At 61.7% G+C, this 20626-nt stretch carries 16 protein-coding genes and 1 pseudogene; 3 read left to right on the top strand and 14 right to left on the bottom strand.

Translation table 11 applies throughout. The features are described 5' to 3' along the window. From ACYSTU_RS19100 to ACYSTU_RS19075, 6 genes and pseudogenes are all read right to left on the bottom strand, one after another. Positions 1-177, bottom strand: a pseudogene (locus ACYSTU_RS19100) (DUF6124 family protein); the annotation flags it as partial. 464 nt (positions 178-641) lie between these two features. Beyond that, a complete protein-coding gene (locus ACYSTU_RS19095; RefSeq protein ID WP_024013039.1) occupies positions 642-1151 on the bottom strand; it encodes a hypothetical protein in 510 nt (169 codons plus the stop codon). Between the two features lie 8 nt (positions 1152-1159). Further along, complete coding sequence (locus ACYSTU_RS19090) at positions 1160-1675, bottom strand: hypothetical protein (protein ID WP_122706290.1); 516 nt, start codon at positions 1673-1675, stop codon at positions 1160-1162. Then, positions 1672-2325, bottom strand: coding sequence for a hypothetical protein (locus ACYSTU_RS19085; RefSeq protein WP_038862158.1), 654 nt, complete (start codon positions 2323-2325; stop codon positions 1672-1674). The genes ACYSTU_RS19090 and ACYSTU_RS19085 overlap by 4 nt, the downstream gene beginning before the upstream one ends. A gap of 226 nt (positions 2326-2551) precedes the next feature. Continuing rightward, a complete protein-coding gene (locus tag ACYSTU_RS19080; protein ID WP_499000894.1) occupies positions 2552-3847 on the bottom strand; it encodes an OprD family porin in 1296 nt (431 codons plus the stop codon). A 288-nt stretch (positions 3848-4135) separates the two neighbouring features. Beyond that, a complete protein-coding gene (locus tag ACYSTU_RS19075; RefSeq protein WP_499000891.1) occupies positions 4136-5839 on the bottom strand; it encodes an amidase in 1704 nt (567 codons plus the stop codon). Between the two features lie 442 nt (positions 5840-6281). On the opposite strand from ACYSTU_RS19075, the gene ACYSTU_RS19070 reads away from it, so the two are divergent. Together ACYSTU_RS19070 and ACYSTU_RS19065 are read left to right on the top strand one after the other, a co-directional pair. Then, a complete protein-coding gene (locus ACYSTU_RS19070; RefSeq protein WP_016774807.1) occupies positions 6282-7397 on the top strand; it encodes an AI-2E family transporter in 1116 nt (371 codons plus the stop codon). A 10-nt stretch (positions 7398-7407) separates the two neighbouring features. Continuing rightward, entirely contained in the window at positions 7408-9021 is a 1614-nt protein-coding gene (locus tag ACYSTU_RS19065) for a mechanosensitive ion channel family protein (RefSeq protein WP_071172514.1), read from the top strand. 3 nt (positions 9022-9024) lie between these two features. On the opposite strand, the gene ACYSTU_RS19060 is transcribed toward ACYSTU_RS19065, so the two are convergent. The 6 genes from ACYSTU_RS19060 to ACYSTU_RS19035 form a co-directional block, all read right to left on the bottom strand. Continuing rightward, positions 9025-10302 (bottom strand): OmpP1/FadL family transporter, encoded by a 1278-nt coding sequence (locus ACYSTU_RS19060; RefSeq protein ID WP_413694512.1) that lies wholly within the window; start codon positions 10300-10302, stop codon positions 9025-9027. Positions 10303-10388: 86 nt separating this feature from the next. Then, positions 10389-11891: a glycine betaine/L-proline transporter ProP gene (gene proP, locus ACYSTU_RS19055; RefSeq protein WP_024013032.1), complete on the bottom strand. Its 1503-nt coding sequence runs from the start codon at positions 11889-11891 to the stop codon at positions 10389-10391. Between the two features lie 300 nt (positions 11892-12191). Beyond that, positions 12192-13490, bottom strand: a complete 1299-nt coding sequence (locus ACYSTU_RS19050) for a carbohydrate porin (protein ID WP_499000886.1) — start codon at positions 13488-13490, stop codon at positions 12192-12194. Positions 13491-13587: 97 nt separating this feature from the next. Further along, positions 13588-15993: a glucose/quinate/shikimate family membrane-bound PQQ-dependent dehydrogenase gene (locus tag ACYSTU_RS19045; RefSeq protein ID WP_499000883.1), complete on the bottom strand. Its 2406-nt coding sequence runs from the start codon at positions 15991-15993 to the stop codon at positions 13588-13590. Between the two features lie 349 nt (positions 15994-16342). Continuing rightward, entirely contained in the window at positions 16343-17359 is a 1017-nt protein-coding gene (locus ACYSTU_RS19040; protein ID WP_499000880.1) for an NADP-dependent oxidoreductase, read from the bottom strand. 55 nt (positions 17360-17414) lie between these two features. Continuing rightward, positions 17415-18203, bottom strand: coding sequence for an SDR family NAD(P)-dependent oxidoreductase (locus ACYSTU_RS19035; protein WP_110645344.1), 789 nt, complete (start codon positions 18201-18203; stop codon positions 17415-17417). A gap of 139 nt (positions 18204-18342) precedes the next feature. Here ACYSTU_RS19035 and ACYSTU_RS19030 point away from each other — a divergent pair, with 139 nt between their 5' ends. Further along, positions 18343-18945: a TetR/AcrR family transcriptional regulator gene (locus tag ACYSTU_RS19030; protein WP_499000877.1), complete on the top strand. Its 603-nt coding sequence runs from the start codon at positions 18343-18345 to the stop codon at positions 18943-18945. A gap of 5 nt (positions 18946-18950) precedes the next feature. Here the strand turns inward: ACYSTU_RS19030 and ACYSTU_RS19025 are convergent, their stop codons facing one another. Then, entirely contained in the window at positions 18951-19352 is a 402-nt protein-coding gene (locus tag ACYSTU_RS19025; protein ID WP_323165275.1) for a response regulator transcription factor, read from the bottom strand. Then, positions 19349-20338 carry a response regulator gene (locus ACYSTU_RS19020; protein ID WP_499000872.1) on the bottom strand — a complete coding sequence of 330 codons (990 nt, stop codon included), beginning with the start codon at positions 20336-20338 and terminating at the stop codon, positions 19349-19351. The genes ACYSTU_RS19025 and ACYSTU_RS19020 overlap by 4 nt, the downstream gene beginning before the upstream one ends. Positions 20339-20626: the final 288 nt, after the last annotated feature.

Below are 20626 nucleotides of genomic sequence, written 5' to 3'. Positions count from 1 at the left end.
GGTGTCGGCGGTGACGGCATACATGGCGCGGGGGCTGAACGGCGGCGGGGTCGAGCCGGGTGGGCAGAGGTAGTGGTCGAGGGCGCGGTCGGCGGCTTGGTGTAGTTTTTTGGAGTCGAGGGATTCGTAGGGGGAGGTGGGGTCGGTTTCGGGTGGGTTGGGTGTTGGTTTGATCATGGTGAGACTCCGTGGTTGATTTAGCCGCCACGGCTCATCGCTAAACAAGTAAAGGTGGCGGCTGTACGCAGGTTAGCGATCCGGGTCACAGAAACCCCGGGTAGACCCGAAGGTCTCCCACGCACAGCCACCATGACATCAAGTGCAGATCGAAAAACGCAATTGAGACTGGGCATTGGTGCGTCTGTAATGAGTCGGATCGCTAAACCCGATCGCTGATTCGTCAGCGACCGCACCACAATAGAACCCGCCCCCAAGGCGCACAAGCCGGCGGATTCTGGCTTGGCTGTAGGCAATGGCGCAAGGATTTGTAGCCTTGAGACCGTGTCCGCAGGTGTCTTTTAAACAGCTTCGTTTAAATCAAAGAATTGCGCCGAACCTGATGGCCTCTTCGCGAGCAGGCTCGCTCCCACATTGCAATGCATTGCGCCGCAGTCCACCGCACCAGCCCACATCACCCAACCTTATGGTTGATACGGAATCAACTTGTCCCGGTCCATTTCCACCAACAACTGGTCGAGCATCTGCCGTTTGTTCTCGACCCCGGGAATCGGCACATACCACGTCATCACGCTCCAGCCTTCGCGGGAGTAGTTGTAGGTTTTGAGCAGTTGGCCATCCTTGAAGACCGAGCCGCGCAGGTTGTCCTGGTAGTGGTAGGGCATCGGGAAGGTGAACAGGGTGAAGACGTTGACCAGCGCCAGCCAGTTGACCTTGCCGTCGCTGGGTTCGGTGATCAACAGGCTGTAGCCGTTGCGGGTGTAACCGCCGTCGAGCATCGAGAACGCGCCGGTCTTTTTCAGGACGCTGACGGTTTCGCGCTGATGCTGCTCGTCGATGCGCGTATACGCCGGCCCCATGCCGAGCGTGACCGGCACGTAGGCCTGATCGGCATGGTAATCGAGCGGCTGCAAGGTGTTGGCGCAGCCGCCCAGCATCAGTGAGGCACAGAGCAGGCCGGCGACTTTTATCATCGCGCGGTTCATTGCGCGACTGCCGGGATCAGCCGGTCCTGCTGCACATCCTGCGCGAAGGCGCGGGCGATGCGGCCGAGGTTCTGTTCGCGCATCTCGCCGCCCTGATCCAGTAGCCAGACGTATTTTTGAGTGATGTTGCGATAGGTGTATTGCTTCAGTCGCTTGTCACCCTGGAACACGGTGAATTCGGTTTGCGTGTCGAATTCGTTCGACAGCGGCAGCAAGAACAACGTCGCGGTGCTCAGCAGAATCACCGGAAACGGCGGCAGGTGACGTTCCACATTGAGTTTGACCTGCACGTTGTACTCGTCAGCTTTACCGCTGCCGGTTTCGATAGTGCGGAACACACCGGTCTGACGCAGGTGGTTGCGCAGGCTGGAGCCGTTTTCCGGATCATCGACCATAACGTGAATCGGCTGCAGATAATCCTGAGCGTCCGTAAGCGTGCGCTCGGGCAAGGTGTTGGTCGCCGCGCAACCGGTCAACAGAGCGGCGGCGGTGAGGGCGATGATTTTTTTCATGGTTTGGCATCCACGGCAATACCCGGAATGGGGCCGGTGAAGATGTAGGGCTGAGCACGGTTGAGGTCAAGTTTCAGCGGTTGCAGCGTTGGCAATCCTGGCGCCAGACGTTGCGCAATCAGCGCATCGCGGGCGTTCTGATCACTCCAGCGGAACGCGCAGAAACCGGCTGTCAGGCAGAACGAGCGGAACTCGCCGATGTAATAGGCCTTGCCGGGTTCCAGGCGCATCGGCAGGTTGAATTTTTCCCGCGCCTCTCTCGAGGTGAAAACAGTGCCTAGCCCAGGTTGATAACGTGCGGAAAAGAACTGGAAATCATAGAACTCGTAATCGCCCGGCTTCAGGGGAAGCACGAATACGCTCGCTGCGCCGACACCGTCCTGAACATCCTGCGGCGTGGAGTAAGCGCCGGCCATTTTCCAGACGCCGGCCGCACCGTATTCGGAACCGCGTTTGCGGAAAAAGATTCGCTGGTTGTCAGCGGCTGATTGCTTGAGTGATTGCGGCCCGATTGAGCCAACGAGATAACTGACTGGCTCGCTTGCCTTGGGTTGCAAGGGTTCGCTGACCCAGGAAGCGCTTTCGGTAATGCAGCCGCTGAGCGTCGCGGCGAGCACGACGGCCGCTCCGAGTTTGAATAGCTGAAACATGTACATCCCTGAATCTGCTTGCGTTGATTGACTACAAACAGGAAGGTCAATCAATGCCTTCCTGGCTTGGCTTTTTATGCGGGGGCGCAGAATAAACGAGGTGATGGCACTTGGCTAGCTGCTGTAGGCGCTGCGGTACGCTGAAATCATTTGATTTTGATCTCAAGGAGCAAACTCAGGGTTTGTGGCCGACGCAGGAACCTGTGGGCGGGTTGATCGTGTTACCTCACAAACCCAACGGGTACTGGATGACCACGTAAATCCGGTCAATATCATCGCCAGCCTGCGCTTCGTTGGCGCGGTGGGTGACGTGCGACAGCTGCACCGACAGATCCTTCGCGGCGCCGGATTGCACGACATATTTCAGGTCGATATCGCGTTCCCAGTGTTTGCCGCCGCTGCCTTGTTGCGGTTGATAGTCGCCGCTGTCGGCGTCGAACGGGTTGTAGGCGCCGCCCTTCGGCGCGTGCGTGCCGTCAATGTGGCTGCCGCTGACGTAGCGGGTCATGAAGTTCAGGCCGGGGATGCCGAAGGCGCCGAGGTCGAGGTCGTAGCGGGCTTGCCAGGAGCGTTCGTTGGCGCCGTTGAAGTCGGCGTATTTGATCGAGTTGGCGAGGTAGATCGAGTCGCCGCCGACGAAATCGAACGGCGTGTCGCCATTGATCCGTTGCCAGCCGAGCATCACCGCGTGCGCGCCGAAGCTGTATTTGCCGGAGAGGCTGAAGGCGCTGTTGTCGATCTCGCCGGCCAGTGAGCGGCCGGTGTCGCGGGTGTGGTAGAGGTTGGCGTCGAGCAGTACACCGGACTGTTTGAAGTGCAGGTTGCCGTAGTACTGGTGCCAGGTGTCGCTCAGTTCTGAGGCGTAGAGTGCGCCGCCGATCGGGCTGGAGCTGAACAGGTCGGCACCGACGAAGCTGATGCCACCCGCTTCGGTGTTGGCGCCGTAACCGTAGAAATCGCCTTGGCCGGAGGAGCTGTCCTGGTTCTTGAATGCAGTGAAATGCCCGGCGAGCAGATTGACGTTGTCGAGCTCGGCGCTGTTGAGCAAAAAGCCTGTAGCGTATTCCGGTTGCAGGCGTTTGTCGGAGGTGTCGAAGACCGGGGTTTCTACGGTCATTTCTCCGAAGGCGAGGGTGGTTCGCGAGACCTTGAGCTTGAACGCACCGCCAGCGCTGGAATAGTTGTTTTCACTGCGACCATCGCTGTCGACCGGTAACAGACCGGTGCCGGAATGGCCCTTGCCGCCGTCGAGTTTCAGGCCGGCGAAAGCGTGCGCGTCGATGCCGAAACCGACTGTGCCCTCGGTGAAACCGGATGAGAAGTTGCCGATAAAGCCTTGTGCCCACTCCTGTTTGTAGTTTTTCCCGGCGGGCGTGGGCGAGCGGTAGTCGTTGCTGAGGTAGAAGTTGCGCAGCAAGACATCGCTTTTGGCGTCGTCGAAAAAGCCGCTGGCGTGGGCGGTGCCGGTCAGACCGCAGAGCATGGCGAGCAGGGTGAGGCGGGAGGGGGCGCGGTTGATCATGGTCAGGGCCGGTGGTCATCAGGATGGCGCTGATGATCGGCGGATTGGCCTGGCAAGGATTGGGCCGGTGTGCTGAGTTGGCAGCCCTCACACCAAACCCTGTGGGAGCGAGCCTGCTCGCGAATGCGGAGTGTCAGTTAACGAAAATGCTGACTGACACAGCGCTTTCGCGAGCAGGCTCGCTCCCACAGTTTGAGTCGGGGTAGTCAGGTGGAAATGTGGCGGCTGTCAGGCCGCCATCGCGGGCAAGCCAGCTCCCACAGGGTGTGTGGGAGCTGACACAGTGCATTAAGCCAGCGGCGGTGTACGCGGTGGGATCTGGCGTTTGCTGCCGGTGGATTCGAAAGCGGCGGCGAAGCGCAGCAGGTTCGAGTCGTCGTAGGCGCGGCCGGCGAAGGTCAGGCCGACGGGCATGCCGATGTCGGCCATCACGCCCATGGGCACGGTGACGGTTGGCACGCCGAGGTGGCGGATCGCGAGGTTGCCGTTGGCCACCCAGACGCCGTTGCTCCAGGCGATATCCGCCGAGGCCGGGTTCACATCCGCATCCGCCGGGCCGACGTCGGCGACGGTGGGGAACAGCACGGCGTCGAGGCCGAGGCTGTCCATCCAGTCTTCGAGGTCGATGCGTCGGGTCTGCTCCAGACCGCGCAAGCCATCGGGCACGGTTGGGATTTCATTCCACGGCGTGATGCCGTGTTCGGCCATGCGCACGTATTCGTCCATGCCGGCGGCCAGATCGCCTTCGCGGTTGGGCAGGGTGCCAGGGTCGTGCGGGAAGATCTTCGGCCCGTCGACGTCAACCAGACGATTAAGCTTCGGGTCACCGTTGGCTTGCAGGAAGTCGTCGAACGCCCAGGCAGTCAGATCCCACAGTTCATGGTGCAGAAACTCTTTCGACACCAGCCCACGGGTGAACACGGTTGGTGCGCCAGGGCGGTCGCCTTCGCAGTTGGAAACCAGCGGAAAGTCGGTTTCGACGACTTCAGCGCCAGCGGCTTCCAGGGCCTGACGCGCCTGCTGCCACAAGTCGATCACGGACGCGCGGGTGTTGATGCGCTGACCGGTCGGGCCGCCAATGCCGGGGGCTTCGCTGGTGCCAGCGTCCGGGTCGGTATTGATGTACATGCGCGGGATGGCGAAGCGTTTGCCGGCCAGGGCTTTGGCGTCGGCGGCCAGTTCGCTGTACGCAGCCGGGCGCACTTCGCTGACGCGCGGGATCGGCACCCAAGGTTGCAGGCGCCACAGGTCGCCACGGGTATCGGAGTCTTCGGCGACGACCACATCGAGCACTTCGAGCAGGTCGGCCATGGTCCGCGCGAACGGCACGACGACGTCCATGGTCGGGGTCAACGGCCAGTTGCCGCGCACCGAAATTACGCCGCGCGACGGGGTGTAGGCGCACAGGCCGTTGTTCGACGCAGGGCCACGACCGCTGGACCAGGTTTCCTCGGCCAGGCCGAACGCAGCGAAACTCGCAGCGGTCGCGGTGCCGGCACCGTTGGACGAGCCGGAGGCGAACGGTGCGGTGAGGTAAGCGGCGTTGTACGGGCTTTCAGCGCGGCCATAGACGCCGCGTTGCATGCCGCCATTGGCCATCGGCGGCATGTTGGTCTTGCCCAGGCAGATCGCCCCGGCAGCGCGCAGGCGCTCGATGGTGAAGGCGTCGCGATGGGCGACCAGATCGGCAAACGCCGGACTGCCGGAAGCGGCGGTCAGGCCCTTGACCAGATAGCTGTCCTTGGCGGTGTAGGGAATGCCATCGAGCGGGCCGAGGGTTTCACCTTTGGCGCGGCGGGCATCGGAGGCGCGGGCTTCGTTCAGCGCTTCGGGGCTGCGCACGACGACGGCGTTGAGTGCCGTCGGGGTGTCGGCGCCGTCGTAGGCATCAATGCGCGCCAGATAGGCTTGCACCAGCTCCACGGCAGTGGTCTGGCCGGATTCGAGGGCGGCGCGCAGTTGGGCGATGGAGACTTCGGTGACTTCGATCATGGGGTCACCTGTTGAGCGTGGATGTTTGGGGCAGGGGTATTCATAGCGGTTCTCGTGGCACGGCTTGAAGCGACAAGGTCGGGACTGGCGCCTATTTAACACCATGCGGCGGGCGGAGTAATCGGTGGGGTGATGGTTTTGTTGGTAGATGGCCTGAGCATCCGTGCTGCCTGACCTTGCGCTTTCGCGAGCAGGCTCGCTCCCACACTGGATTTGTGGGCGGGTTGAGATTGGATTAACGCAAAGCCCGGTGGGAGCGAGCCTGCTCGCGAAGGCGCCGGCAGATTCAAAAGGGTCTTGGCCCTGAAATACTGCTTTCGCGAGCAGGCTCGCTCCCACAGTGTGTTGTGTAAACCGATAATCCCGCGCCCCACAGGAAGACCAGCCCAACATGTTCTAGGCTCAGCGCATCCCGAATGCTGCACCGCTCAGGAATGTTGCCATGGAAGATAAGCCGCTGATTGCCTTCAACAGTTCCAAAGCCTTGCTAGACGTACTGATCCGCGCCGGGTTGATCGCGACCCTGGTGCTGTTCTGCTACGACATTTTCCATCCGTTTCTCAATGTGATGCTGTGGGCGCTGATCCTCGCGGTCACGCTGTATCCGCTGAACCAGAAACTCGGCGCCAAGCTCGGCAACCGCTACGGTTGGGCGGCGATTGTGCTGGTGTTGCTCGGCTTGGTGATCCTGATGGTGCCGCTGAGCCTGCTCGGCGCATCCGTGGCCGATTCGGTGAAGGTGGGCATGCAAACCGTGGAAGCGGGGCAGTTCGAGATTCCGCCACCACCCGCCAATGTCGCCGACTGGCCGCTGATCGGCGCGCCGTTGTATGGCATCTGGATGCACGCTTCGCAGGACCTGAGCTGGGTATTCAAGGAACTGGCGCCGCACCTGACCAGTTGGGGTCGGGTGCTGTTGCATCAGGCCGCCGGCGTCGGCGCAGGCATCGTGGTGTTTGTCGTCGCGCTGATCGTCGCCGGACTGATCATGACCCACGGCGAACGCGGCCATCGCACAGCGGTGGCGATCACCACGCGGATTTCCGGCCCGGTGCGTGGCCCGCAGATCGCGCAACTGTGCACCTCGACCATTCGCGCGGTGGCGCAGGGCGTGGTCGGTATCGCTTTTATCCAGATGATCTTGATCGGCGTGGCGCTGGTGATCATGGGCGTGCCCGCTGCCGGTGTGCTGGCGTTGATGGTGTTGCTGCTGGGCATCATGCAACTGCCGGTGCTGTTGGTTACCGTGCCGGTGGTGGTGTTCGTCTTTGCCCATGATGGCGTCGGCCCCGGCACGATCATCTTCGCCGTGTGGATGGTGATCGCCGGGCTTTCCGACAACGTGCTCAAGCCGATGTTGCTCGGGCGTGGCGTGGCCGTGCCGATGCCGGTGGTGCTGATCGGCGCGCTGGGCGGCATGGTCACCAGCGGCATCATCGGCCTGTTCACCGGGCCGGTGATCCTGGCGGTCGGTTATGAATTGTTCATCGGCTGGGTCTATCAACCGGCCGACGTCAGCGAAGTACTGGACGAAACCTCTCACGACAATCAGCCATAAGGAACGGCGCATGCGTAACAGGCTGATGGTGCTGGCGATGCTGCTGGCTGCAACACTGTGGTCCGGGCTCGGCCAGGCACTGGAAGACACCACGACAGCAACGGACGAAGCGGTAGAACTGAAGGTGGCCAACCGCAGCATCATGCTTTTTCGCGCGACCATTCTTGGCGAGGCGCCGGCCTCACGGGTCAAGCGGGCGAAGCGGGTGATCAGTGAAGCGCTGGAGGAAGACCCTGAGCTGAAGATCAGCACTGATTCGATCCAGAACAGTTACATGGTGCTGATCGGCAATACCCGTGCGTTCATCGTTGCACCGAAAGACGTCGACAGTCTGGCCTATTCCTCGGTGCAGGAAGCTGCCGAAGGCGCAGCGGAAAAACTGCGCCAGGTGGTCAACGAAACCCGTGAGGCGCGTAACGTGCAGATGATTGTGCGTTCGCTGGCGCTGGCGGCGGTGGCCACGCTGATCTATCTGGCGCTGCTGTGGTGCCTGTCATGGCTGCGCCACAAGTTGTTGGCGAAACTGCCGGCGCTGATGGATCGCCACACCAAGGCGCTGAAGGTCGGACGGGTGCAACTGATCGATTCGAATTTTCTCTACCCGTTGGTCAGCCGCTGTCTGTTGTTCCTGCGCTGGTTGCTGATCCTGCTGCTGTCCTACGAATGGCTGGGTTTTGTCCTGTCACGCTTCCCGTATACGCGGCCGTGGGGCGAAAGCCTCAACAACTATCTGGTGGAACTGGCCGGTTATCTGTTGCAGGGCATCGTCGATGCGATACCGGGGCTGGGCGTGGCGCTGGCGATTTTCTTTATCGCCCGGGGCGTGACCGCATTTACCCGACGCATCCTGCGCCGGATGGCCGCGCCGGGGACGTTCAGTTGGCTCAACCATGAGACCCTGCAACCGACGCAACGCCTGACCGCGCTGGCAGTCTGGCTGTTTGCGCTGGCGATGGCTTATCCCTATCTGCCCGGCGCCGGGACCGATGCGTTCAAAGGCTTGTCGGTGCTGATCGGCCTGATGATTTCCCTTGGCGCCACCAGCGTCGTCGGGCAAGCGGCGGCCGGGTTGATCCTGACCTACACGCGGACTTTGCGCCCCGGCGAGTTTGTCAGGATCGGCGAGTACGAAGGCACTGTTACCGAGCTGGGCATGTTCACCACGCGGATTCGCACCGGCCTCGGTGAAGTGCTGACGCTGCCCAACTCGATGATCACCGGCACCGTGACCAAGAACTACTCGCGCACCGTGCAAGGTCCTGGGTACGTGGTCGACACGGTCGTGACCATCGGCTACGACACCCCGTGGCGTCAGGTCGAAGCGATGTTGCTGGAGGCGGCCAAACGCACGCCGGGCGTGCTCGAAGACCCGCCGGCGCAGGTGTTTCAGACCGCGCTGTCGGACTTCTATCCCGAGTATCGCCTGGTGGCCCAGGCCATCCCCAGCCAGCCGCGCCCGCGTGCGGTGTTGCTGAGCATGCTCCACGCCAATATTCAGGACGTGTTCAATGAATACGGCGTGCAGATCATGTCGCCGCATTACCTGGGCGATCCGCAGCAGGAAAAACGCGTGCCGCCGGAGCAGTGGTTCACCGCACCGGCGCAGGCGCCAAAGGATGAGTGACCCCTAGAAACGCCAGACCACGCCGCCGCCCAGCACATGCAGGGCGGCGTTTTTGTATTCGCCGGAGACCGAGCCGCCGGAGCGCGTTTTGGTCTGCTGCACGTCCATGTCGCCGAGGTAGATCAGCGTGTAGCTCATGTGCACATCGACATCGTCCTGCAACGCATAGCTGACCCCGGTCGCCAGGCGCCACGCTTCGTTCATCGGGTTGTCGACGGTGCGATCCTTGTCATCTACTGCCGAGGAGTCGTAACCGAGGCCGACGTTCCAGCGCAGTTTCGGGTTGATCTGATGCTGCGCGCCGATCGAGGCATGCCAGGTGTCCTTGTATTGCCGCTGCGCCGTTCTGGAAGTCGAGCCCAGGCCGGTATCGACTTCCACGCCGACCTTGCCGAAATCGCTCCAGTCCTGCCAGCCGAGGCTGCCGAGCAGCGTCCACTGCGGATCGAGCTGGTAGGACACGCTGGTGGTGACGGTCTGCGGCACGTTCATGTCGACGTTCAGCTGATCGGCGTCAAGACGGTTGAGCGCCAGACGCAGCAGCGGATTGGTGATTTTCTTAAGCTCGGGTTTGTCTTCGAATTTGAGCTTGATCTTGCTGGTCCAGGCCAGCCCGAGCTTCGTGCGCTCGTTGAGGTTGTAGAGCACGCCGACGTTGGCGCCCGTGCCCCAGTCGGTGTCCTTGTAACGCAACTGACCATCCTCGGCGTTGCCCAGACCGAGCACGTTATTGTTGACCGCCACTTCGGTGCGGAAGTAGCCAAGCATGAAGCGCGGGCCGAGGCCGACGGACAGGTCGTCGGTGATCTTGTAGGCATAGGTGGGCTGGAATGACACACCGATAATGGCCGACTCCTGAGCGAAATAGCGCCCGGCCCAGTCATCGTCGTAGTCCAGCGCCAGACCGAAATTGCCGTACATGCCGAAGCCGATCGAGGAGCGCTCATCGAGTTGATGGCTGATGAAGAAGCTGGAGCCGGGCAGGTACTTCAAGGCGTTGCCACCTTCGTTGCCGCCGAAGGTATTGGCGTTGTCGCGGGAGAAGCTGACGTCGCCGAGGATCAACTGCGCGTTGAAGTTGATCTGCGTGCCGGCCAGTTGGCTGATGCCCGCCGGGTTGGTCATCAGAATGCTCGGGTCGCTGGCCATGACCGCAGAGCCGGCGTTGGCCAGCCCGGTGCCTTCGTGGCCGGCCTCGTAAATCATGATGCCGCCGGCTTCGGCCTGGAGGCTGGCGAAGAGCAATCCACCAGCGACCGAACTTTTCATCAGCTTGAACATGTGAACTCCTTGAATGGCATGCAATCCGGTTTCAAGGCTAGCTCAAGCTCGGCGTGGCGTCGGACCGATTGCCGACGCCGCACTGATCAATCGATGCGCGGATGCTGGAGCGCCAGTTCCTTGCGCTTGGCTTCCAGCGCGGCGATTTCGGCATCGATGTCTTCGATTTTCTGCTCGATGTTGTCGTGGTGTTCTTGCAACAGCTCCTTGGCCTCTTCGAGGTCGGAAGCCGCCGGGGCCGCGCCGCGCAAGGGCTTGTTGGCGGTTTCCTTCATGGTCACGCCAGTGACCAGACCGACCACGGCGATGACCATCAGGTAATACGCAGGCATGTACAGATCGTTGGTGCTTTCCACCAGCCAGGCCACGGCAGTCGGGGTCAGACCGGCGATCAGCACCGAAACGTTGAAGGCGCTGGCCAGCGCGCTGTAGCGGATGTGCGTGGGGAACATCGCCGGCAGGGTCGAGGCCATCACGCCGATGAAGAAGTTGAGCAGCACCGCGAGGATCAGCAGGCCGGAGAAGATCAGGCCGATGCTGCCGCTGTTGATCAGCATGAACGCCGGAATGGCGAAGATGAACAGGCCAATGCTGCCGACGACGATGAAGGGTTTGCGGCCGATCTTGTCGCTGATGAAACCGATCAGCGGCTGCACGAAGAGCATGCCGACCATGATCGCGATGATGATCAGCACACCGTGGTTTTCGCTGTAGTGCAGGTTGTGCGTCAGGTAACTCGGCATGTAGGTGAGCAGCATGTAATAGGTGACGTTGGTCGCCGCTACCACGCCGATGCAGGTCATCAGGCTGCGCCAGTGTTTGGTTGCGACTTCCTTGAAGGACACTTTCGGGCCGCCGGCGAGGCCTTCGCGGTCGCCTTGTTCGAGTTTTTCCACGTGCTGCTGGAACGCCGGGGTTTCTTCCAGGGCGTGGCGCAGATACAGGCCGATCATGCCCAGCGGCAGGGCGAGGAAGAACGGAATCCGCCAGCCCCATTCTTCGAAGCGCTGTTCACCGAGAATGGTTGAAATCAGCACCACGACGCCGGCGCCGAAGACGAAACCGGCGATCGAGCCGAAATCCAGCCAACTACCGAGGAAGCCGCGCTTACGGTCGGGCGCGTATTCAGCGACGAAGATCGAGGCGCCGGTGTATTCGCCACCGACCGAGAAACCTTGGGCCATTTTCGCCAGCAACAGCAGGATCGGCGCCCAGATGCCGATCGAGGCATAGGACGGAATCAGGCCGATGGCGAAGGTGCTCAGGGACATGATGACGATGGTCGCGGCGAGGACTTTCTGCCGTCCGTATTTGTCGCCGAGCGCACCGAAGAACAAACCGCCAAGCGGACGGATGAGGAAGGGCACGGAGAAGGTCGCCAGCGCGGCGATCATTTGCACGCCGGGATCGGCGCCGGGGAAGAAGACCTTGCCGAGCACATAGGCGACAAAGCCGTAGACGCCAAAGTCGAACCATTCCATGGCGTTGCCCAGTGCGGCGGCGGTGATCGCCTTGCGCATCTTGGCGTCGTCGACAATGGTGATGTCTTTCAAACCGATCGGTTTGACGGTGTTCTTGCGTGATTTCATTGCGCTGTTCCCGCTCGCTGATCCAGATTACCGCTGCGATGCCATCTCCATGATGGCGCCGGCTCTTCTGGCTCAGATACATGCGGACACGAAATAATTCACCGATGGGCTGGAATTAATTTCGACAGGTGGGAGAGGTGCAACTCCGAGCCTTGTTGGAGCTGTATTGCCTGACCCACCGCTATCGCTGGCAAGCCAGCTCCCACAAGGGTTTTGGGTGTTGCCGGGATTTTGTGTCCGCCGTCAAAACCTGTGGGAGCTGGCTTGCCAGCGATGACGCCATGACATCCATTACAAGGCTTAAAGCGCAGCCTTCACCTGCAAACCCACCACCAGCGCATTGTCGATGTCCTGCCCGGGAAACGCCCCCGGTTCGATGATGTATTGCAGGTTCGGGCGCAGGGTCAGCCATGGGGTGGCCTGGTAGCCGTAACCCAGCTCGATCAACTGCTCGGCGCTATCGAGATGCGGGAACGCAGCACCATTGGCCAGCGCGGCATCCTGCTGCACATCGCGGCTGCGCGGGTTCGGCACGGCGCGGCCATAACCCAGCGCCAGGGTGTCACGCGGACGGCCTTCGAACGGTTTGTACAAAACCACGCCGGTGCCGTACCACTTGCTGAACGGCGAGGCGGCTTCACTGGCCGCCGAATACTGACCGAAAGCATGCAGGCTGCGGCCCTCGGAGGTCGGCGAACGCCATACGGCCTGATCGATCAGCAAATAATGCCCGCCACGCCCGGACACCTCGTCGTCGCTGCCAATGCGTTTGACGTCGGAGCTGTCGTAGTAATAGCCGAGCTTGTATTCACCCGGCAGCTCGCCGGCGTGCTTGTACACCAACTCGATCGGCACGACGGTGCCAGTGGTGTGCTTCGGCCCCAGATGCCAGGCGCGGCTGGAATTGCCGTTGCTCTCGGGGTCGACGTTGAACGCCGCCACACGCAGCTGCCAGGACGGCGACAGGTCGTATTTGACCCGCACGCCCAGACGAGCGTTGGGGTAGTTGGTCCAGCCGCTGCCGCCGGACATGTTCAGCGGGTGACCGCAGAAACCGGCGTTCATGAAGTTGCACAGAATGCCGCTGTCGAGGCCGCCGAGGTCGTTGCCCATGGCCATGTAGCCGAGCTTCACGTTCAGCGCCGGGGTGAACAGGCTGCGCTCATAACTCAGTTCAGTCAGGCGCGTGTACAGGCCGCCGTAGTTTTCCTGAATCGGCAGGCGGTTGCCGACCAGATCTTCCGAAGCGCTGTTGCCGCGCCGGTCGTTGATGGTCAGTTGCACTTTGCCGGCGTTGTCGACGCCGTAGAGTTTGCTCAGATCAAACTGCACGCCGAGCTTGATGTTCTGCGAATAACGCGCTGAACGGTGCAGGCCGCCGTCGGCGTTGTAAGCAGTTTCGCCGCTGTAATCGCCAGTGAACTTGACGCCATCTTCATCGAGTTGATGACGCAAGCCGCCCCAGTCACCGGTCAAGGTGCTGCGGGTCAGCAGACCGAAATCGCTGGCGGCCAGCGCGGGGAGGGCAGTGGCGCAGCTCAGGCCCAGCAACAGGCCAGTGGAAAGCGTGGTACGAGAAAAGCGAACAGCCGATGACATGTGAATCCTTCCTGCTGAAATCTTTAACGCAATAAAACGGCGACGCGGTGCTTTGGGGCACCGCGCGCTGGGGGGAGGTTGGTTGTGCGGCAGCGAGTTACGGCAGGGCGTAAGCCATCACGTAATCGCCCCGATCGGTCGACTGGCGTGCGCCGCCAGCGGTGACGACGATGTACTGCTTGCCGGTCTTCGGCGAAACGTAGGTCATCGGGCCGCCCTGGCTGCCGACCGGCAGACGGGCTTTCCAGACTTCTTCGCCGTTGCCGCTGTTGAAGGCGCGCAGGTAGAAGTCCTGGGTGCCGGCAATGAAGATCAGGCCGCCCTGGGTCGACAGGGTGCCGCCGAGGGTTGGCAGACCGATCTTGATCGGCAGGTGCATGCGGATGCCCAGGGGACCGGTGTCTTCAACGGTGCCGACCGGAACCTGCCATGCGACTTTCTGGGTCTTCATGTCGATCGCGGTCAAAGTGCCGAACGGCGGCGCCTGGCACGGGATGCCGGCCACCGACAGGAAGCGGTTCTTGTTCACCGCGTACGGCGTGCCTTTGAGCGGCACAGCGCCCATGCCGGTGTTCAGCGCTTCGCCACCGCCAGCGGCCTGGCCTTTGTTCTGCGACGGGATCATCTGGATCCACAGACCCAGGCGCATGTCGTTGACGAAGATGAAACCGTGCACCGGGTCAGTGGAGATGCTGCCCCAGTTCATGCCGCCCAGCGAACCCGGGAAGCTCAGCGATTTGTCAGTACCCGGCGCGGTGTACAGGCCGTCGTAGCGCATGCTCTTGAAGTCGATGCGGCAGAGCAACTGGTCGTACGGCGTGGCGCCCCACATGTCCGATTCGGTCAGGTGCTGCGCGCCGATCTGCGGCATGCCCACGGATTTCGGCTGAGTCGGCGAGTACGGCTCGTTGGGGATGTTCGCGGCTTTCACCGGTACTTCCTTGACCTCGGTCAGCGGCTTGCCGGTGGCGCGGTCGAGCACATAGATCTGCCCGGCCTTAGTACCGATGACCAGCGCCGGAACGCTTTGACCGTCCTTGTCGAAGTCGATCAGGCTCGGCTGCATCGGCAGGTCGAAGTCCCACAGATCGTTGTGCACGGTCTGGAACACCCAGCGTTCTTCACCGGTGCTGGCGTCCAGCGCGAGGATCGAGGCGCCGTACTTGTGGTCCAGTTCGCTGCGCTCGACACCATAAATGTCGGTGGACGAGCTGCCCATCGGCAGGAACACCGTGTTGGTCGCCGCGTCGTAGGACATCGGCGCCCAGCTGTTCGGCGTGCTGCGCACGTAGGTTTTGCCGTCGGCCGGCGCGTTGCGATCCTGCGGGTTGCCCGGGTCGAACGCCCAGCGCATGGCGCCCGTGATTACGTCAAAACCACGAATCACACCGCCGGGCATGTCGCTTTGCACGTTGTCGGCAACACGACCGCCAACCACCACGGTGGTGCCAGCCATCAATGGCGCGGACGACAACTGATAGTAGCTGTCCGGAACATCACCCAGACCGGCCTTCAGATCGACCTGGCCGTTGTTGCCGAAACCCTGGCAGAACTCGCCAGTGTCAGCATCTACCGCGATCAGGCGAGCATCGATGGTGTTGGTCAGCAGACGACGCTGGCAGTTGGCGGCCGGCTCGGGTTTGACTTCGATGATCGAAGAATTGCTCGGCTGAGCGATGGTCGCGGTGGCGTCGAAATAGGCCATGCCACGGCAGCGCTGCCAGACTTTCGATTGCGCGTTGATCGCGTTCTTCCACAGCTCTTTACCGGTGTCGGCGTCGAGAGCGATCAGGTTGTTGTGCGGGGTGCAGATGAAGACTTTGTTGCCGACCTGCAGCGGGGTGAGCTGGTCTTCGGCGCCGTTGCCATCGCTCTCGGCGACGTCACCGGTGTGGTAGGTCCACGCGACTTTCAACTTGTCGACGTTGTTGCGGTTGATCTGGTCGAGCGCGGCGAAGCGGCTGCCACCTTCGGTGTTGCCGTAGTGCGCCCAGTCTTTCTGCGCCTTGGCCGGCTCGACCGGAGTCAGGCCCGGGCCAGTGCCAGTGGCGGCAACGGTTGGGTGGGCGACGAACATGTTGCCCGCCGCAACCGCGACACCGACCGCAATCACAGCGGCCACGGCATACGCGCCACGACCGGCCTCGCGGCCATTGGCGCGCGCCAGCAGCGGGTAGACCAGAGCGACGACCATGCCGATGGCGCTGAACATGAACAGGCGCGAGAACACCGGCCAGAACACCAGCCCCGCGTCAGCTACGGCCCAGATCGCGGTGGCCACGAGAAATGCGCCGAACAGCCAGGCGCCTGCAGTTTTCTTCAGGGCGATCAGCACACCGGAAACGGTCATCGCCAGACCGCCGACCAGGAAGTACCAGGAACCGCCCAGGCTGACCAGCTTCACACCGCCGGCCGCGAGCGCCAGACCGAGCAGGGCGATGATCACGCCAAGGCCGACCAGAATGAACGTTGAAACGCCTGAGACGCGTTGACTGTGGTTCACATTGAAAGTCCCGTTTGAATGAAGCGCGGGATTATAGCGGTAACTAACCATTCAGTTAACGGCAGTTTTGCCATGAAAACGTGCACTTCTGTGAATCAAGCGTGGTGCAGGATTAGCAAAACGCAAGTTGAGAGGGGTTTCTCGACGTCTCGGCGGGGATGGCGAGTCGGGCTTGCAGTTGCAATGCACATATACAAACACCGCGCTGAACTCACCCTCACCCCAGCCCTCTCCCCGAGGAGAGGGAGCTGATTTGTGGACTTTTTGGGATATATGTTCGACTCGGTATCTCAGGTCGGCGTTACCCGCGCATTCAGCTCGGTCAGTTCCTTCTCCCTTTGGGAGAGGGTTAGGGTGAGGGCGTTTCAGGATCGATCACGATGGCAACCTTGCCCTTGGCCCGTCCTTGTTCAACGTAGTGCAAGGCGTCACCAATCTGATTGAACGGAAAAATACGATCAACCACCGGTTTGATCACTCCTGCCTCAATCAACGCAGTGATTTTTTGCAACTGAACGCCATCGGCGCGCATGAACAGAAACGAATAACCCACCCCACGCTTGCGCGCCTTGCGCCGAATGCCACTGCTGAGCAGACGCATGACCAGCCCCAGCAGCCAGGACAAACCCTGTTCCTGAGCGAACTGCGCAGTAGGCGGCCCTGACAGGGAAATCAGTTTCCCGCCCGGTTTCAACACCTTCAACGATTTCTCCAGCACATCGCCGCCGAGGCTATTGAGCACCACGTCGTAGTCGCGCAGCTCAATGGCGAAATCCTGCTGCTTGTAATCGATCACCACATCAGCGCCCAGCGCCTTGACCCACGCGACATTCGCCGTGCTGGTCGTAGTCGCAACAAAAGCGCCGAGGTGTTTGGCCATTTGAATGGCGACCGTGCCAACGCCACCGGAGCCGGCGTGAATCAGCACTTTCTGGCCTTTTTGCACGTTGGCGACTTCGACCAGTGCCTGCCATGCCGTCAACGCCACCAGCGGCATGCAAGCCGCCTCGGTCATGGCGAGATTGGCGGGTTTCAACGCGACCGCTGTTTCATCGACAGCGATGCGTTCGGCAAACGTGCCAATCCTGTTTTCAGGCGCACGCGCATAAACCTCATCGCCCGGCTTGAAACGCTTGACCGCCGCACCGGTGCTGAGCACCACGCCGGCGACATCGTTGCCCAATATCAAAGGCATTTGATAGGGCAGGATCATCTTGAATTCGCCGCTGCGAATCTTCAGATCCAGCGGGTTGACGCTGCTGGCGCGCACTTCGATCAGCACGTCGTGCGCGCCGACCTGCGGTTCCGGGATGTCGCCGATCCGGCCGTTCTGCTTGCCGTAGCGCTCGATGAAAAATGCCTTCATTGCGGATGCTCTTGTCGGTAGAAACCCGCCGGCATAGAGGCGGGTCTGGATGAGGTCAGGCCTGAGTCAGATAACGTTGCGCCACCGCCGACTGGCGGATCTGCCCCAACAGCCCCTGACGCGCCGCTTGCAAGGCATCCCAGCGCTCGCCTTCGTGCAGCGGCGGGATGGTCACGACTTCGCGACGGTCGAAACCGACCAGCGCGGCGTCGACCATGTCGCCGACTTCCATGATGTCGGTGAGGGTGTTGATGTCGATACCGGCGCGGTCCCAGATTTCCGTGCGGGTGGCCGCAGGCAATACGGCTTGCACGTACACGCCTTGTGGCGACAGTTCCAGGCTCAGGCCCTGGGAGAGGAAAAGTACGAACGCCTTGGTCGCGCCATACACCGACATGCCGAACTCCGGCGCCAGGCCCACCACCGAGCCAATGTTGATGATCGCGCCGTCGCCGGCCTTGGCCAGACGCGGGGCGATGGCACTGGCCAAACGCACCAACGCCGTGGTGTTCAGCGCGACCAGTTGCGCCACGCTGTCGGTGCTCTGCTCGATGAAGGTACCGGACTGCGCCGCGCCGGCATTGTTGACGAGGATACCGATGCGCGCGTCGTCACGCAGACGCGCCTCGACGGTTTGCAGGTCGCTCAGTTGCGTGAGGTCGGCCTGTAGCACTTCGACATTGACGTTGTGTTCAGCGCGCAAACCGGCAGCAAGGGTGTCCAGGCGCGACTGGTCACGGGCGACCAGCACCAGATCGTGCCCGCGTTGGGCGAAACGTGCGGCGTAGACGGCGCCGATGCCGGTGGAGGCGCCAGTGATCAGAACAGTAGGGCGAGTAGTCATGGTGTGGGCTCTTTGTCAGTTGAAGACTGATTGCGGGCCTTTAGGATGATGATCCAAATCTAAGCTGTCAACGGTTTTGATTACGGCCAACATCTATGTATCATCTGCGCATGATTTTTCAGCGCCGGAGGTATTCAATATGCGCGTATCCAAAGCCCAGGCTCAGGCCAATCGCGAGCACATTGTCGAAACCGCTTCAGTGATGTTCCGCGAACGCGGTTATGACGGGGTCGGCGTGGCTGACCTGATGGCGGCCGCCGGTTTTACTCACGGCGGTTTCTACAAACACTTCGGCTCCAAGGCCGACCTGATGGCCGAAGCGTCGGCCAACAGCCTGGCGCAGTCCACGGCCGCCGCCGAAAGCATGAGCGTGGAGGATTTCATCGACGTGTACGTGTCGCGCGAGCATCGCGACGGCCGTTCCACCGGTTGCACCATGGCAGCGCTGTGCGGCGATGCGGCGCGGCAGTCCGGGGATGTCAAAGCGGCGTTCGCTGAAGGCATCGAGCGCACGTTGCAGACGCTCGGCGAGAGATACCCGACCGCAGCGGATGCACCGCAATGTGAGGGCCGAACCCGGATGATCGACCTGCTGGCCCGCGCCGTCGGGGCGATCATGCTGTCGCGGGCCTGCCCGGATGACTCGGCGCTGGCCGATGAGATTCTGGCGGTGTGTCACGCTTCGATGACTGAGTCGCTGCCCGCGATCGAAACTGCGGAACAAGACACGCAGGACAGCTGAAGCGATCAGTGCTGGCGGTGCAGGGCCTTATCGAGTGCCGCCAGCAAAACCTCTTCTTCGAAGGGTTTGCACAGGCATTCAAACGCCTGGTAATGCCCGGACTCAGCCAGCGCCGCCTCGTCCCAATGGGCGGACATGCAGATCACCGGAAACTGTCGCGACAGCTGGCGCATCACGTCTATGCCGGACAGGCCGGGCATGCGCAGATCCAGCAGCAGGCAGGCGATCTCGGCAAAGTCGGCTTCGGCGAGAAACGCTTCGCCACTGGCATAAACCTGCGCGCGATAACCGACCGAACGCAGCAGATTCGACAGGCTTTTGCGCACCGACGCATCGTCATCGACGATGCAGACAATCGTCGGTGGGGTGTTTTCGATCGCCGTCGGGCGACCCGCCGGGGCGCTCACGACAGGCTCGATGGGCCAGGCGAAGGCGCAGCGCTGATCAGTCCGTAGAGTTCGACGAGGTTGACCAGCGAGCGGGTCTGCATCTTCGCCATGATGTGTTTGCGATGAACCTTGGCGGTCACTTCACTGGTGCCCAACTGGTTGGCGATCTGTTTGTTCGACAGACCGCCGACGATCAGCGGCAGCACCTCGCGCTCACGCGGTGTCAGTTGCGCCGCCAATTGCCGCGCGTGCTGAACACGTTGCCATTGATTGAACGCCGTCGCGGCGTGTTGACGGGTGCTGCGCAGAATGCCGAGCAGTTCATCGTCATTGAATGGTTTGGTCAGGAACTCCACCGCGCCGGCCTTCATCGCCTGCACCGACATCGGAATCGTGCCGTGGCCGGTCATGAAGATCACCGGCCACGGCAAGCCGCGCTCGTTCAGCGCTGCCTGCAATTGCAGGCCTGTGGTTTCGGGCAGGCTGACGTCGAGCAGCAGGCACGCCGGGCCATTGGCGATGTCGGCCTCGAGCAGTTCTTCGGCGGACTGGAAAATCCGGTGCTCGATGCCTTCGGCGCGCAACAAGCGGCTCAGCGCGGTACGCACGCAGGCCTCATCGTCAACGATGAACACCGGCACCGATTGCGTATCGACCGACGGCGGCTGCGCCACCATCGGCGCCGAGGCCAGGGCGTTGAACACGGGCAGTTTGGGTTCGCGGTCTTTCAATAATCGGTAACCTCGACGGGCAACCGTCTGGATGATTTCTTTTTCCCCGAGCAGTTTGCGCAGCGAGGAAATCTGCACTTGCAGATTGTTCTCTTCGACGACGATGTCCGGCCACACCTGATTGATCAGCTCGTCCTTGCTGACGATGCGCCCATCGGCCTGCATCAGTACCGAAAGTATTTCGAACGCCCGCCCGCCCATGCGCAAGGGCCGGCCATCGAGAAAGGCTTCGCGCCGTTCCAAAGAAATCGTGGCTTGGCCGAGTCGGATCATGCGGGCCTCTGCGTTGCGGTGAGAAGGACAGGGCGCGGGCGCCGGGTTATCAGGTTCGTACGCTAGGGGACAGCCTGGCATAAAGCAATTATCCCGAGGGATAAGACGTGCGCTTGTATAGCGCAAGAAACAGCCGCGCAAGGCTCTGGACGGCCATCTTGAGGCTGCGGACGGACATCAGCGCAGCGGCTGGCCCTCTGGCAAAAAAACGCTGGGTATACTTCGCCACCAGCCCGAATCCCATTTCCAGCGGTGAATGCGTATGCCCGGCCAGCCATCTTCATCTGC

The organism is Pseudomonas glycinis (assembly GCF_054871425.1).
Note: the sequence above shows the minus strand (reverse complement) of the source record. Positions and strands in the feature narration are given on the sequence as shown.

Coding starts and splice junctions, on each gene's coding strand:
- ACYSTU_RS19095 (WP_024013039.1), bottom strand. CDS start 1,151: ATGATAAAAGTCGCCGGCCTGCTCTGTGCCTCACTGATGCTGGGCGGC.
- ACYSTU_RS19090 (WP_122706290.1), bottom strand. CDS start 1,675: ATGAAAAAAATCATCGCCCTCACCGCCGCCGCTCTGTTGACCGGTTGC.
- ACYSTU_RS19085 (WP_038862158.1), bottom strand. CDS start 2,325: ATGTTTCAGCTATTCAAACTCGGAGCGGCCGTCGTGCTCGCCGCGACG.
- ACYSTU_RS19080 (WP_499000894.1), bottom strand. CDS start 3,847: ATGATCAACCGCGCCCCCTCCCGCCTCACCCTGCTCGCCATGCTCTGC.
- ACYSTU_RS19075 (WP_499000891.1), bottom strand. CDS start 5,839: ATGATCGAAGTCACCGAAGTCTCCATCGCCCAACTGCGCGCCGCCCTC.
- ACYSTU_RS19070 (WP_016774807.1), top strand. CDS start 6,282: ATGGAAGATAAGCCGCTGATTGCCTTCAACAGTTCCAAAGCCTTGCTA.
- ACYSTU_RS19065 (WP_071172514.1), top strand. CDS start 7,408: ATGCGTAACAGGCTGATGGTGCTGGCGATGCTGCTGGCTGCAACACTG.
- ACYSTU_RS19060 (WP_413694512.1), bottom strand. CDS start 10,302: ATGTTCAAGCTGATGAAAAGTTCGGTCGCTGGTGGATTGCTCTTCGCC.
- proP (WP_024013032.1), bottom strand. CDS start 11,891: ATGAAATCACGCAAGAACACCGTCAAACCGATCGGTTTGAAAGACATC.
- ACYSTU_RS19050 (WP_499000886.1), bottom strand. CDS start 13,490: ATGTCATCGGCTGTTCGCTTTTCTCGTACCACGCTTTCCACTGGCCTG.
- ACYSTU_RS19040 (WP_499000880.1), bottom strand. CDS start 17,359: ATGAAGGCATTTTTCATCGAGCGCTACGGCAAGCAGAACGGCCGGATC.
- ACYSTU_RS19035 (WP_110645344.1), bottom strand. CDS start 18,203: ATGACTACTCGCCCTACTGTTCTGATCACTGGCGCCTCCACCGGCATC.
- ACYSTU_RS19030 (WP_499000877.1), top strand. CDS start 18,343: ATGCGCGTATCCAAAGCCCAGGCTCAGGCCAATCGCGAGCACATTGTC.
- ACYSTU_RS19020 (WP_499000872.1), bottom strand. CDS start 20,338: ATGATCCGACTCGGCCAAGCCACGATTTCTTTGGAACGGCGCGAAGCC.